Raw genomic sequence first — 13,358 nt, forward strand, 5'->3', positions numbered from 1 at the left:
GTCCATGCATTCAAACTCGCAAAGCATACCTTCTATCAAACCTCTTCCAAAGGAGGCGTTTTCATAGTCCGATAGAAGACAAGGCATAACACCGCAGAGGCAAGCGCAAAGACAGAATACGAGAGAAAAAGTGTTTTATATCCGTACGACTCGACCACCAAACCACCCAAGCTGGAACCAAGAACTGCAGGAAGACCAGTCCCAAGTGATATGTAGATGGACATCCCCAACGTACGATGCGAACGTTTGACCCTTCGTGCAACAAAGTAGATTGCGGCTGGATGAAAAAACCCATACCCTATGCTATGCAGCAGCTGGGCAGCCAAAACACCTGTAATCGAGGGGAACATCGCATAGATGACCAAGCGGGCCATCATAGCCAAACCACTTGCAATAAACAAATGCACGGGAAGGGCTTTTTTTCGCTGTATGAGAATTCCAGCAATAATCATTGCACCAAACTCACTGCCTGCAGCAAGAGCATTCATCAAACTGATCGCATTAATCTGCAGTTCCTCAACCAAGTACAACGAGAAAAAACTGGAGACCGAAGACATGCTGATCCTGTTCAATGCAATAATGAAAATACCTACCACAAAGGCTCGGTCGTACCAGGTTCCACTTTCCTGTACACCGTCCAATACTTGGAGCTTGCTCTTTTTCGGCTCACGCTTCCATCCAAGGACCAAAGCAAAGAAAATTGAGCTGATGATCAAGGCATAGGAACCAATACTGACATTGTTCGTTAGGTCCGGCCTTTTGGTTGCAGCAAAAAGCAAGGAGAAAAAGACGAAACCTACCGTACCAAACGAACGAATCAGGGTATATTTCAGTGAATCACCATTAAAAAGATTGTTGGTATAGGTATCTAAAACAGGCATCAGGGAGCGAAGGAAAAATGCTACCAGAATCAAACCCGCAATAGTCATCCAAAGTGATGATGACAGCATCAGCAAGAGCATGCCAAACGAAGACAAAACGGTACTGAAAAGAACAGTACCCTTCATAGTACCCCGTGTATCCACCTGTCGCGCTACAAGCAAGGGCCCGACAATTCCGGCTATCTCATACAGCGAAAGAAGGACCCCTACCATTTCGTAGGAATACCCCATATTTCGGAGCATTACCTGCAGAAAAGGGTTCACGATCGCATAGATGGAATACACAAAAAAGAATGAAGAATAGAGAATGATCATAGTCCGCATTGTAGGCAATTGAGTGATAAGCAACAAGAGCGTACGCTTAGATTGTCAGGAAAGGACGCGCCTTTTCAAGCACCGAAAAAGGCAATCGCAAATCCTCCAGACAAGAGAGCGGAGCAATCCGCCTTTGGCCGACAATCCTTCCCACATAGGTAGGGCCAAGCCCAGGGACTCTGAGTAGCGCTTCTTTGGGGGAACGTTTTACAGAAAGAGGAAAATATTGGGGATTTGACTCAGCCCAAACGAGTTTCGGGTCCTTTTCCAAGCTGAGGTTTCCTTCCTTGTTGAACAACATCTCCTCATAGGAGAACCCATACTTTCGCAATAGCCAGTCAGCCTGGTACAGACGATGTTCTCGCGTCAAGGAGGCTTGGGCGGACTCGCCTTCCGTCCCCAGGTCGAACAACTCAGGCTGGGAAGGCTGAATAAGCTTTTGTTCTCCAGGCAGGCTTTGATCACCGAGGCCCCGCTGGTAAGCACTAAAATACAGTCTGCCCATATGGAGCTCTCGATACAATTGGCTGGTATACAAAAGAATTTCCTTATCCAGTTCATCACTCGCCCCGACAATAAACTGACTGGAGGTATGGACCCGCTCGAAGCGGGAACCCTTTGCTGTTTGGCTGGCAATATAGGTCAAGGGTTTGAGAATGTCCTGGGTATAGTTTTTTATGTTTGAAAGCTTGGCAAAATGTTGCTCACCGGGAGCTTCAATGTTCAAAGAAAGTGCTGAGGCATACTTGAGGGCCTCATCGATATTCTCTTTGCTGCTTCCGGGGATTACCTTGAGGTGAATGTACCCCCGGTACCGATACGTGTTTCTGAGAATCCTTGCTGTGTCATTGAGCATCTCCATCGTCTTATCCGGTGATCCAAGTACTGCACTGGACAGAAAGAGTCCGATTAGTGGTCGCTTGCTCTGAAACTCATGAAAGAAGGAGGCCATCTCCTTCGGAGCAAGAGAGACCGGCCTGAAATCCTGGTTGTTTCGTAACGGACAGTACTTGCAATCGTTGGTGCAGCGGTTGCCCAAAAGTGTCTTGAGCATGATACCCGGGCCTCCGCTGGCCGTGGTAGTGGGATACAGCCACCCGGAACCTGTGCTGCTTCGCTTTCGATGCTCCTCTGGATTCTTGGTGCTGCAGGCACAACTGAGGTCATATTGTGCATCACGACTTAAAATATCCAGCTTGCTTTGAGTATCCATTTCCTACCTCATTCTGAAGGTAGGGTAACATCAGTAAAGTAGTTTTGACAAGCTATCTGCCCCTACTTCGATACTCACTTATCAACAAACCTGAGAGAGTAAGTGCCGTACCTATCGCATCGAGCTCCCCAAACGGCTCAGAAAGGAAGCTTACTGCAACAATAATGGTGATAATGGGACTGAGATACAAATAGAAAGAGCTTTTTATGGGACCGATGGTTCTGAGCCCGAAATTCCAAGAAAGAAAACAAAAAGCCGAGGCAACCACACCCAGAAAGAGAAAATGGTAGATATACGGCGTTTGGATGATTTCCTTGACAGGAAGTGTTTCACCACTAAGAAGCAAAACAAGCGTATGACCAATCAACCCATAGAAAAACATATTCCTGGTTACCAGCAGGTTTGGATATCCCTTTCTACCGATAATTCGGGTAAGTACGGTATATAAAGCCCATACCATGATGGCAAGCAGGGCAAGCAAATCACCTTTGGGATTGAAGGCCACTTCTTCGGTGCTGGAGAACGTCAATAAAATAATGCCCCCCATCGAAAGAGCCAGACCCACAAAATAATTCTTTCTCAAGGCCTCCTCCTTCAAAAAGAGGTGAGAAGCAAGCAAGGTAAAAAACGGGGCGGCAGCCACGATAACCCCTACGTTGCTCGCACTGGTGAAGAGCAACGCCGTATTCTCCAAAAAGTAGTAGAGAAAAATGCCGCAAAACCCTGCAAGGGCAACCAAAAGGCGGTCGAGTCGCTGTTTGTACACCAAAGGTTTTGTATTAATTGCGCTGAGCACCAACAAGCCGAGGGTAGAACGAATCACCAGAATCTGTGAAGGAGTAAAAGATGTGAGCAACTTCTTGGAAGAGACATAGGTGGTCGCCCACACAACCATGGTCAATAACACCGCTACATGTCCCAGAACACGGGTTTTCTTTACAATAACTGCTTCTTCCTGCATATTGGCCGGCAGTGTACTCCGATTCCTTCTGTGATGCAAGAAGCCATGCTATACTATGCATACCCGAGGAGGCGCCTATGATGACTTATCGCAAGGAACTATGGTTTCACCTCAACAAACGACGCGGTCTGATAAATATCACCGACGCCGTACAGGAAGCAATTAATGAGTGCGGGATTAAGGAGGGTTTGGTTCTCGTCAACGCAATGAATATCACTAGCAGTGTATTCATCAACGCAGTGGAAAAAGGCCTACACGAAGACTTTGAGATTTGGCTGGAAAAGCTTGCCCCTGAGCTTCCGTACGAGCAATACAAGCACAATACGGACAAGGAGCGTAATGCAGACGGCCACCTCAAACGGTCCATAATGGGCCGTGAGGCGGTCATCGCAATTACCGGGGGAAGGCTCGATTTCGGCTCCTGGGAGCAACTCTTCTTCTATGATTTCGATGGAATGCGCGACAAGCACGTACTCATCAAAATCATTGGGGAGTGATTAGAGTTTTTCTCCCATCACTTCTTTCCGATATGCCTTCAAGCCTGCATCAATGCAGGCTACTGCACGCTCTAGATCATGGGTGTTGAGTACGTAGGCAATTCTTACCTGCCTGCGGCCTACCCCCTTGGTCACATAGAAATCCTCACAAGGTGCAACCATGACAGTCTCCCCATTCAAGTTGAAATCCTTGAGCAGGAACATGGCAAATTTTTCTGCATTATCGACAGGAAGCTCAGCAACCATATAGAAGGCACCCTTGGGCATGCTGCACTTTACTCCGTCAATCTTCTGCAACCCATCGACGATGAAGTTTCTTCTGCGCTCATACTCATTGCGAACCTCAAACAAATACGAATCGTCAGTCTTAAGCGCAGCACAGGCGGCAACCTGCTCGATATCGGGAGGACACAGGCGGGCCTGGGCGAGCTTGAGGGCGTTGTCCAAAACATCCTTGTTGCGGCTGATCAAGGCCCCGATGCGCGAACCACACATGCTATATCGCTTGGAGAAGCTATCGACACAAATGACCCGGTCGGAAAACTCAGGGAACGCAAGTACGCTGGTAAACTGTTTACCGTCATAGCAGAACTCACGATACACCTCATCCACAATCAGGAAAATGTCGTGCTTCTTGCACAGGTTCAAGAGCTGCAACATCTCATCCTTCGTATACACGTGGCCGGTGGGATTGTTTGGGCTGCAAAGCAGAATTGCCCCCGTCTTCCGGGTAATTTTCTTCTCGAACTCAGAAATATCGGGAAGGGCGAAACCATCCTCCATATTGCTGGTGATCGGAACCAAATCCACCATGGCTGAATGCGCGAAGGAAGAAACGTTCGTATAATACGGCTCGGGGATAATTACTTCATCATAGGGATCGCAGAGTGTCATGAAAGCAAACTGCAACGCTTCACTGCCACCGGTGGTGATAAGGATATCCTCCGCCTTCACATCCAAACCGTACTTTGCATAATAGCCGGGAAGAGCTTCTCTGAGCTCCTGTCTCCCTTCGCTGTTGCCATAGGCGATGATGGTTTCACTGTACTGATGCACAGCTTCAATGACCTGCACGGGGGTTTTAATATCCGGCTGTCCGATATTGAGGTGGTAGACCTTGATTCCGCGCTTGACAGCATCGCGGGCATAGGGTGAAAGTCGTCTGATCGGGGAACATTGGAAAGCAGAAATTCTGTGTGACATTTGCATATAAGACACTCCAAGAACTCAGTTTGGATTTGTCGACACCATCCCTAATACCACGTAAGAGGGACAATGAAGTGGAATGAGCCCGGAGCCGCAACGTTGATTAGTCGCGGTCCGGGTCACTAGCACTGGCCCCTGGCAGGGGAGCTTGTGGATTTGCCTGGCTGTTGTCTATCAGGATTTGGATGAACTTACGGTTATCCAAAAGAGGACTGATCGAACGTCCGTGGTGCAGGCGGCTGATGACTCGGGCAAAAAGCTCGGTGATATCAGCTTGTATGTACCACTCTTTGTCCAAGAGGTCGTGTCCGTGGAACACTGCGTTGGTCCCGATGATTCGATAGAAGATTCCTTCCTTGTATGCGGCATCAAAATCCTCAACCGCACTGGCGTTGAACAAAGGAAGACTGACCATACAGATGATTTTCTTGGCCCCGAGGTTTGTCAATTCGCGCATGGCGATGATCATGGTGCCACCGGTGGCGAGCATATCATCGGCGATGAGTACTGTCTTGCCGCTGACATCACCAAGAAGGTTGATGCTCTTGATATTCGAATGCTTGGCGTCCTTGCTGACAATGGAGTAGTCACGTTCCTTGTACAACATGGCCAAGGGTCGATGGAGGGCTTGGGCGTAGAATTTATTCCGACTTATGGCTCCGGTATCGGGAGCGACGACCACCAGCTCAGGATCACTGAAATCGATGAGCTTATGCAAGGCGATCAACGTCTGATAAGAAGCATGCAGGTTTTCCAGATGCAAATCTGAGAAACTGTTCTCAATCTCCCGGCTGTGAATGTCCAGGGTAATAATGCGTTCGACCCCGAGCATCTCACAAATCCGGCCGAACATGGCAGCTGTCAAAGCTTCACGTCCACCCTTCTTATGCTGCCTCGAGTACGGATAGGTGGGAAGGACCAATGTCACACTTTCCGAACCAGCAAGCTGAAGAGCATTGATGGTGGTAAACAGAAACATCAGATGGTCGTTCACCGATAGCTTGACCGGCTCATCAGAACCAGCCACTTTTACCGGTTCGCTATTGGATAGGTCATAGATGATGAAAATCCTCAACCCTCTGACGGCATCCAGAATCTCGGCCTTCTCTTCCCCATTTGCAAACTTGGTATATTTTACCTTGATCGTGAAATCAGGACATTGAAAGGTGGTAGGGCACTTTGTCCTGGGAATACGCTTGTTGTTCAGGTCATCCATCAGGGTCACAGTCCTCAGGATTTCTTCTTCACTCATCCCGTGACGTTTCGCCAAAGCAGTGGAGAGCTTTTCATAGCGCTCCAGATAGAGACGGCGAAGGTGCTTCACAACCTTGCCGGTGAAATATTCTGAACCGGGACCTGAGATAATCCCAAGCTTATGGGGTTTGATGATGCTCATGGCTGAACCATACAACAACACTGCCTAAAGTTCAATCGGTTTCACCCGACTGAAGCAAGTTGCTATGCTTAAGATTGGTGAAAATGTATCCACCCAACTACTTTACCAACCTGCCATAAACTTGATACGTTTGTGTTGATATGAAAACCATTGTGATCTTTTTTCAGATTGTAGGTAGTTTGGGCCTCTTTCTCTTCGGGATAAAACTCCTCAGTGAGGGCTTACAGAAGTCGGCTGGCGACAAAATGAAAGCCATTCTCAAGCTTATGACAAAAAACCGGTTTGTCTCCATCATGACCGGGCTTATCATAACCATCATTATCCAGAGCTCCTCAGCAACCACCGTCATGGTGGTGAGTTTCGTTAATGCTGGTCTGATGGGACTCACCCAAGCCATCGGAGTCATACTGGGAGCCAACATAGGTACCACGTTCACCGGTTGGTTGGTCGCCCTTTTGGGCTTCAAGTTGGACATCAGCTCCCTAGCCTTAGTTTCCATCGCTTTTGCAGCACCGATGATGTTCAGCAAGAAAAGCAAAACCCGCGATGCAGCAGACGTATTGCTCGGTTTCGGAGTTCTGTTCTTAGGGCTCAATTTCATGTCTCATTCCATTCCGGACATCACCGGAAACATTGAGGTACTGGAATTCTTGGCGACATTCAACAGCGATACGCTGTGGATGAACATGCTTTGCATCCTGCTTGGCACGCTGGTAACCATCGTTGTGCAATCATCGTCGGCTGCAATGGCAATGACCTTGACGATGGCCTACAACGGCTGGCTCGGAGTTACCGCCTCAGCCGCCCTGATCCTCGGTTCGAACATCGGTACCACCATCACGGCCTACCTTGCATCCATTGGAACCAGCACCACGGCAAAACGTGCAGCTTGGGCTCATATATTTTTCAATGTGGTAGGTAGTGTCATTGCCTTGGTTTTCTTCCACCCCCTTCTTACGTTGGTTAATTATCTCACCCCAGGGGATATCTATTCACTGGAAGGAGCAACCCTTTCGACCCAGCTCCCCCTGTTTTTGGCAATGTTCCACTCGGTGTTCAACGTAGTAAATACGATTCTTTTCTTCCCCTTTGTTCGTCAGTATGCCCACTTTATCGAGCGATTGGTTCCAGCCAAAGCCGAATACGATGAAGGTACCTACCATTTCAAGTACCTCGGAGGTATTTTCATCGACAGCCCAGAAATCTACATGCTGGCTATTCGCGATGAAATCAAGAAAATGGCAAACCTTGCCTGCAACATGCTCACCCGCTACCGCGGCATGTTCAACAACCCTGCAGCAAACATGGAAAGTGACGCCCTTGCGATGAAGAAGGACGAGGATTATGCCGATCAGATGCAGGAACAGCTTTCCAATTTCTGCGTCCACCTTCTGCAAGACTCCCAGACTCCTACCAATGCCTCGTCACTCAACTGCCTGATTCGCGTCATGGATGAGTTGGAGTCGGTCACCGACAGTTGCTACAATCTGACCATACTCAGCCAGAGAAGGTATAATCAAGGTTGGAAATTCGACACGGAGACTGATAAGGACCTCAGGGAGTATCAGGCTTTGGTTCAGGAATTCCTCGATTACGTCCGCGACCGTATGGACAGAACCCTGACCAAGGCAGAAATGCAGAAAGCCAATGAGTTTGAGGAACAGATCAACAACTCCCGCAACCGTCTCAGTCAATTGGTTCAGGAACGTCTTTCTGATGGCAAGGCCGACGTTCGCGTTGAGCTGCTCATTCTTGAGAAAATTCGTCATCTGGAACATATCGGTGACTATTGCACCAATATTGCAGAAGCCTATCACCAGGCAGTCAAACATACCCCGATGCTGCAAAAACGTTCGGGTAAGAGTTTGGAACTCGCCTGATACTGAAACAGCCTCCCGTTTTGGGAGGCTGTCTTATAAAGAACCAACAGGTTGTTTAGTAAAGAACTGTCTGTACATCCTCGATACCGCAGAGGTTGTGGTAGGCCTCTGAAAAGCTTTTTAGAATATCCTCACAACCATTTCTCATCAGCGAGATGAAGAACTTGTCCTCATCGAGGCCGAGATTGCCCGTGGTTCCCAGACTTGTTCGCTCCTCAAGAGCCTTGTGGGGATCGAACTTTGCAAGCGCATCCAGATGAAGGCCTACTTCCTTGTACGTATCGCGGAAATTCTTTCCTTCCAACACTTGCTTAAGCACGACATCGGTTGCATAGAGTTCAGAGGTGCAGGCTTTTTCAAGAGCCTCGGGATGAACTTCCAGGCCATCAAGCATCCTTAGGAAAATGTGCACCAGCTGCCACGTGGCTTTGGTACCACAAAGAAGTGGTTCCTTGGTATCCTGAAAGTCTCGGTTATACCCGGAAGGAAGACTGCGGATTATCGATTTGACCCGCATCGAAGCACTGCTCACCAACGCAGAACGGCTGCGGGCAAGCTCCAATCCATCAGGATTTTTCTTTTGCGGCATAATTGAGCTACCGGTGCAAAGCTGTTTGGGCAGTGAGAAATACCCGAATTCCGGCAAGGTGAAGAGAATCAAATCCTGGGCGAGCTTGCTCAGTGTCAGGGCGATATAGTCACAGCTGTCCAGAAGCATCGCTTCAAACTTGCCACGGCTGTTGTTGGCATACAGGACGTTGTTCTGCACTCTGGTGAAACCCATCTGCTCGGCGGTGAACTGCCTGTCCAGGGGAATGGGTACGCCGTAACTGGCTGCAGAACCAAGCGGACTCTGGTCGAGGGTCCAGGAAAGCTGCATCAAGTGCTGTGCCTCATCATACAGCTCCTCTGCAAAGCTGGCAGCCCAAAGGCCGACCGAAGAAGGCATGGCAAGCTGCATATGGGTCCTGCCGGGCATGGGAACCGAGGCGTGTTCCTCGGCAAAATCGACCAAACGCTCGGCAAGTTGACCGGTCAGGTTGCAAAGCTTGACGGCATATTCTCGCATCCACAGCCGTAGGGCGGTCTGGACTTGGTCGTTCCGGCTTCTTCCTGTGTGGATTTTCTTGCCCGCCTCACCAACGAGATCGGTCAGATACGCCTCGATGGCGGTATGACAATCCTCGTTCTCCTTGGTGATGGGAAAAGAATCGTCAGTTCTCAGCTTTATGACCTGGGACAACCCTTGCTCAAGGCTTGAGAGCTCTTCATCTGAAAGCAAACCAATGAGGTGCAGGCCACGTGCATGAGCGATGGATGCCAGAGCATCGGCGATTACCAGCTGTTGATCGAGTATGTAGTCATTACTGACGGTAAAATCTTCCATCAAGGAATCGAGTGTATAATCTTTCTGCCATAGTTTGCCCATGAATGTCCCCCTGGTTGTGCAAAACCAGTCTATTGGCTCTGACCATGCCTGTCAATTGAAGCAAATGGTCCTTCTTTGCTTCTCTACTGTGCATGAAACAGCTTCTCATTCCTCTTGTATCATTTTTGCTTCTCTGTACCGGCTGCGGCTGTAGACAACCCGAGCTCTGCCTATACAATCTCTTCGAACAAGTAGACAGCTCTCCTCCGGTTTTTCTTGCGGCAACCATGATCAACCAATACAACGCCACCCTGACCTTCAACGAACCGATCGGCCACGATTCGGCTTCGTTGCGTTGCGGGCAAAATACTATAACCAATACCAGCGTTTCAGATACTTCACTCACCCTCAGCTTGGCAAAGCCACTAAAAATGGGCGAGTCACTTGCCTTGGAAGGTCGAGTCGAGGACCTACGGGGAAACAGTCTTCAGTTCACCACTGAACTCTGGGCGAAGAACAGCAATCCGGCACAGGTGCTGATTAATGAGTTCACTACCAAGGGAAGCGAGACCAATCCAGACCGGGTTGAGCTGCTGGTAACAGGCAGGGGAAACCTTGCAGGATTGACCCTCTATGCAGGGGTTCCCGAAGACTGGTCCGACCGCTTGGTACTCCCCGACCGATGGGTCGAACGGGGGACGTATCTGGTTGTAGTATTTGGTAAGGGTGATTACGATGCGACAAACTACCCTTCGGCCCTTCAGACCGGGTTGGGCTCGAACAATGGATGCCTTTCGATAGCACAGAGTCCTGAATGGGAAAGCCCACTGATCGACGCAGTTGTCTGGGGTAATATGAGTACGACCACCTTTGAAGGGTTTGGCTCGGCATCCCTGCTATCACAGGTGAATCATATATATGGGTGTGGTCATTGGAACAGCAAGGAGAGCAAGCATGTAATTGATTCGAATACAAGCACTGCTACCAGATCCTTGTGCAGGGACCGGCTTATCGACACAAACACGAGCGGTGACTGGTACGTATGTGCAACCAAGAATGCTACATTCGGCTCGCAGAATTCACAAGAAAAGCACATCCCATAAATGAAAAAAGGGGGAAACCAACGCTTCCCCCTGCATGCGTATATTATAGGAACTCTGCTACAAATCCTTCAATAACGGAAAGGGAGGCGGCGCCCATACGCTGTCCTACCACTTCCCCACCCTTGAACAACATCAAGGTTGGAATGGAATTCACGCTGTACATGGTTGCAAGTGATCCAGCCTCATCCACATTGATTTTAGCTACCTTAAGCTTGTCGGCGTGAGCTTGTGCCAACTGGGCGATCGCCGGTGCAATCATTTTGCAAGGTCCGCACCAGGGTGCCCAAAAATCCACCAATACCGGCTTGTCAGCCTTTAAAACTTCCTGTTCAAAATTCGCTTCAGTAACAATGATTTCACTCATGGATTCTGCTCCTCATCTAGGATGTATGGTAGCGGCAAACCGGTGAAAAGGGAAGAGCAAACCTACAAGGCAATCTCTTGATCAAAGGGATTATGCAACCATGCAAAATCGTAGGTAAAGGACTGTACCAGAGAGGGTGCTTGTTCCTATACCTTTTTACCAATCTAAAGCTGAAGAAGAATCGTCAATTTTTTGAACAAGTCCAAGGGTGTGGTTATAGGCTCCCAGAAGTGTCATAAGACTGTCAAGCGTGCTTCTGGGCGATCCTGCTTCCAAAGCTGAGATGGTTTTGGGAAGCAATCCTACTTTTTCGGCAACTTGCTTTTGGGTCATTCCTGATTTTTCTCGAACTCCTTTCAAGACTGGTCTCAGTTGTTGTACGAGGTGTATAGTATAGTTCATATACCCTCAAAGGTATTTGTTCTCCGGCAAGATTTCTCCTTGTTTGGATCAATATTTTCCTCATATCCAGTAGGAGGCAGCAACAGCTACTGGAGAGCTATGGCTACCGTGTTGATTGCTATGATCCTTATTTCATTCCTGAAAAGATATATGTCCATAAGGAGTATAATCTCATCACCTTCTATTCGCCGAACACATTGGCTTATCTGGCCTCGACAGCAGGTCTCTCCTTGCTCTTATGTAATGGGATTCGCTTAGCTTGGATTGGAAGAAAGCTTGTCCTTGCAGGCAAATGGTAGTACCGTAGTATTTGGTCTAGTGCCTTGTTGGAGGCCTGCTAGGTAGTTCATGGAAAGTAAGCAAAAGCCAGTACGGGATGAACTTTTCTCCACACGAATAGTGCTTTTCATGATAAGTCAGAACCTCTCCCTGTTTGGATCTTCAGTAGTGGGGTACGCCATCATCTGGTATATAACCATTGAGACCTCCAGTGGTATCTGGCTTATGTACGCCACTCTGGCCAACATGGTTCCGCACCTGATCATCTCGCTTTATAGCGGTGTGTGGGCTGACCGCCACCGCAAGAAATATCTCATCATGCTCAGCGATGGCTTCATCGCCTTTGTCACCCTTATCCTGTTTATCCTGTTTCGCCTGGGCTTCCAGCATCTCTGGCTGCTGTTGCTTGTCACTGTCATACGCTCCCTTGGCACCGGTGTCCAGGGTCCTGCGGTAAGTGCCATCCTGCCCCAGCTGGTCCCTCCTACGCACCTGACACGCATCCAAGGCATAAACCAGAGCATCTCCTCAGTCCTGTTCATGCTCGCCCCTGCTGTGGGTGGCATGGTGCTGGGCTTCATGGACATCTCCTGGACATTTCTTCTTGATGTGGTGACCGCTGTCATAGCCCTATCCATATTTGTCTTCATCAAGGTTGATTCCATTAAGCGGGCGAAGAAAGACATTCCAGTAGTGCATGCGATGTTTGAAGGGGTACGCTACACCTTTGGCCATCCAGTCCTGCGCAATCTCATCATCTACTACTCGTTTGCTTTTTTCCTGATCACTCCAGCAGCCATTCTCACCCCACTGCTGGTTGAACGCAGCTTTGGCCCAGAGGTCTGGCGCCTGACCGTCAATGAGGTATCCTGGACAGTAGGGAATCTTATCGGAGGAGTACTGGTATCATTGCGTGGCCACTTCAATGACAAGGTGAAGGCTATCGCCATCTCCCTCATCGCCCTGGGCATAGGCTTTGCCCTATTAGGGCTTGCCCCCTTCTTTTCCCTCTATCTCCTGACTATGGCTCTGGCAGGGATTTTCATGCCGATCCTCACCACAGCGGAGACTGTCATGATCCAGAAGATTACCCCCTCGAACAAGATGGGCAGGGTCTTCTCCATCGTGCAGGTCCTCTCCGGAAGCACCATCCCCTTGGGTATGCTCGTCTACGGCCCTCTGGCTGACATAGTCTCCATAGAGAGCCTACTCATCGTCTCAGGGGCTCTCATGGCCCTGGTTGGTCTGCTGTACCAGAGAACCAACAGGAAGTTAAGGGAGCAAGGTGTATGGAAGGTATAGGGGTTACCCTCGCGACGATGGTGCCCTTCCTGCTCATATCCCTTTTGGGCAGACAGGTAGAGCTATTGCTTGCGGTATCGGTCATACAGTCCTTGGGATCCGGAGTCCAAAGCCCTGCGGTTAATGCAATCTTTCCCATCTGGTGCCCAAGGAACACCTTACCAGGATTCAGGGCATCAAGCAGTGAGCC

The 13,358-nt window shown here is 49.1% G+C and carries 12 protein-coding genes; 4 read left to right on the forward strand and 8 right to left on the reverse strand.

The features are described from left to right. Nucleotides 1-35: 35 nt before the first annotated feature. The 3 genes from SPIBUDDY_RS10275 to SPIBUDDY_RS10285 are packed head-to-tail and all read right to left on the reverse strand — an operon-like array spanning nucleotide 36 to nucleotide 3,370. On the reverse strand, nucleotides 36-1,196 hold the full coding sequence (locus SPIBUDDY_RS10275; protein WP_013607693.1) for an MFS transporter: 1,161 nt from the start codon (nucleotides 1,194-1,196) through the stop codon (nucleotides 36-38). A gap of 46 nt (nucleotides 1,197-1,242) precedes the next feature. Further along, a complete protein-coding gene (locus tag SPIBUDDY_RS10280; RefSeq protein WP_013607694.1) occupies nucleotides 1,243-2,409 on the reverse strand; it encodes a radical SAM protein in 1,167 nt (388 codons plus the stop codon). Nucleotides 2,410-2,461: 52 nt separating this feature from the next. Next, a complete protein-coding gene (locus tag SPIBUDDY_RS10285; protein ID WP_013607695.1) occupies nucleotides 2,462-3,370 on the reverse strand; it encodes a DMT family transporter in 909 nt (302 codons plus the stop codon). A 77-nt stretch (nucleotides 3,371-3,447) separates the two neighbouring features. On the opposite strand from SPIBUDDY_RS10285, the gene SPIBUDDY_RS10290 reads away from it, so the two are divergent. Further along, complete coding sequence (locus tag SPIBUDDY_RS10290) at nucleotides 3,448-3,867, forward strand: secondary thiamine-phosphate synthase enzyme YjbQ (RefSeq protein WP_013607696.1); 420 nt, start codon at nucleotides 3,448-3,450, stop codon at nucleotides 3,865-3,867. On the opposite strand, the gene SPIBUDDY_RS10295 is transcribed toward SPIBUDDY_RS10290, so the two are convergent. Together SPIBUDDY_RS10295 and prs are read right to left on the reverse strand one after the other, a co-directional pair. Then, the gene (locus tag SPIBUDDY_RS10295; RefSeq protein ID WP_013607697.1) at nucleotides 3,868-5,076 is read right to left on the reverse strand and encodes a pyridoxal phosphate-dependent aminotransferase; all 1,209 of its coding nucleotides are present in this window, start codon (nucleotides 5,074-5,076) and stop codon (nucleotides 3,868-3,870) included. It abuts the gene before it with no gap. A gap of 100 nt (nucleotides 5,077-5,176) precedes the next feature. Then, nucleotides 5,177-6,469, reverse strand: a complete 1,293-nt coding sequence (gene prs / locus SPIBUDDY_RS10300; protein ID WP_013607698.1) for a ribose-phosphate diphosphokinase — start codon at nucleotides 6,467-6,469, stop codon at nucleotides 5,177-5,179. Between the two features lie 140 nt (nucleotides 6,470-6,609). On the opposite strand from prs, the gene SPIBUDDY_RS10305 reads away from it, so the two are divergent. Further along, nucleotides 6,610-8,349, forward strand: a complete 1,740-nt coding sequence (locus tag SPIBUDDY_RS10305) for a Na/Pi cotransporter family protein (protein ID WP_013607699.1) — start codon at nucleotides 6,610-6,612, stop codon at nucleotides 8,347-8,349. A 55-nt stretch (nucleotides 8,350-8,404) separates the two neighbouring features. Here the strand turns inward: SPIBUDDY_RS10305 and argH are convergent, their stop codons facing one another. Beyond that, complete coding sequence (argH, locus tag SPIBUDDY_RS10310) at nucleotides 8,405-9,778, reverse strand: argininosuccinate lyase (RefSeq protein WP_013607700.1); 1,374 nt, start codon at nucleotides 9,776-9,778, stop codon at nucleotides 8,405-8,407. A 92-nt stretch (nucleotides 9,779-9,870) separates the two neighbouring features. On the opposite strand from argH, the gene SPIBUDDY_RS10315 reads away from it, so the two are divergent. Further along, complete coding sequence (locus tag SPIBUDDY_RS10315; RefSeq protein WP_013607701.1) at nucleotides 9,871-10,821, forward strand: lipoprotein TP_1001-related protein; 951 nt, start codon at nucleotides 9,871-9,873, stop codon at nucleotides 10,819-10,821. Nucleotides 10,822-10,864: 43 nt separating this feature from the next. On the opposite strand, the gene trxA is transcribed toward SPIBUDDY_RS10315, so the two are convergent. Further along, entirely contained in the window at nucleotides 10,865-11,185 is a 321-nt protein-coding gene (gene trxA, locus SPIBUDDY_RS10320; protein ID WP_013607702.1) for a thioredoxin, read from the reverse strand. Between the two features lie 156 nt (nucleotides 11,186-11,341). Beyond that, on the reverse strand, nucleotides 11,342-11,587 hold the full coding sequence (locus tag SPIBUDDY_RS10325) for a helix-turn-helix domain-containing protein (protein ID WP_013607703.1): 246 nt from the start codon (nucleotides 11,585-11,587) through the stop codon (nucleotides 11,342-11,344). A gap of 348 nt (nucleotides 11,588-11,935) precedes the next feature. On the opposite strand from SPIBUDDY_RS10325, the gene SPIBUDDY_RS10330 reads away from it, so the two are divergent. After that, nucleotides 11,936-13,168, forward strand: a complete 1,233-nt coding sequence (locus SPIBUDDY_RS10330) for an MFS transporter (protein ID WP_013607704.1) — start codon at nucleotides 11,936-11,938, stop codon at nucleotides 13,166-13,168. The last annotated feature ends 190 nt before the right edge of the window (nucleotides 13,169-13,358 follow it).

This window comes from Sphaerochaeta globosa str. Buddy (assembly GCF_000190435.1).
Taxonomy (GTDB): Bacteria; Spirochaetota; Spirochaetia; order Sphaerochaetales; family Sphaerochaetaceae; genus Sphaerochaeta; species Sphaerochaeta globosa.

What these genes read in the sequence shown, in the direction of transcription:
- SPIBUDDY_RS10315 (WP_013607701.1), top strand. Translation starts at nt 9,871, where the DNA reads ATGAAACAGCTTCTCATTCCTCTTGTATCATTTTTGCTTCTCTGTACC.
- SPIBUDDY_RS10325 (WP_013607703.1), bottom strand. Translation starts at nt 11,587, where the DNA reads ATGAACTATACTATACACCTCGTACAACAACTGAGACCAGTCTTGAAA.
- prs (WP_013607698.1), bottom strand. Translation starts at nt 6,469, where the DNA reads ATGAGCATCATCAAACCCCATAAGCTTGGGATTATCTCAGGTCCCGGT.
- SPIBUDDY_RS10290 (WP_013607696.1), top strand. Translation starts at nt 3,448, where the DNA reads ATGATGACTTATCGCAAGGAACTATGGTTTCACCTCAACAAACGACGC.
- SPIBUDDY_RS10295 (WP_013607697.1), bottom strand. Translation starts at nt 5,076, where the DNA reads ATGCAAATGTCACACAGAATTTCTGCTTTCCAATGTTCCCCGATCAGA.
- SPIBUDDY_RS10305 (WP_013607699.1), top strand. Translation starts at nt 6,610, where the DNA reads ATGAAAACCATTGTGATCTTTTTTCAGATTGTAGGTAGTTTGGGCCTC.
- SPIBUDDY_RS10285 (WP_013607695.1), bottom strand. Translation starts at nt 3,370, where the DNA reads ATGCAGGAAGAAGCAGTTATTGTAAAGAAAACCCGTGTTCTGGGACAT.
- SPIBUDDY_RS10280 (WP_013607694.1), bottom strand. Translation starts at nt 2,409, where the DNA reads ATGGATACTCAAAGCAAGCTGGATATTTTAAGTCGTGATGCACAATAT.
- argH (WP_013607700.1), bottom strand. Translation starts at nt 9,778, where the DNA reads ATGGGCAAACTATGGCAGAAAGATTATACACTCGATTCCTTGATGGAA.
- trxA (WP_013607702.1), bottom strand. Translation starts at nt 11,185, where the DNA reads ATGAGTGAAATCATTGTTACTGAAGCGAATTTTGAACAGGAAGTTTTA.
- SPIBUDDY_RS10275 (WP_013607693.1), bottom strand. Translation starts at nt 1,196, where the DNA reads ATGATCATTCTCTATTCTTCATTCTTTTTTGTGTATTCCATCTATGCG.
- SPIBUDDY_RS10330 (WP_013607704.1), top strand. Translation starts at nt 11,936, where the DNA reads ATGGAAAGTAAGCAAAAGCCAGTACGGGATGAACTTTTCTCCACACGA.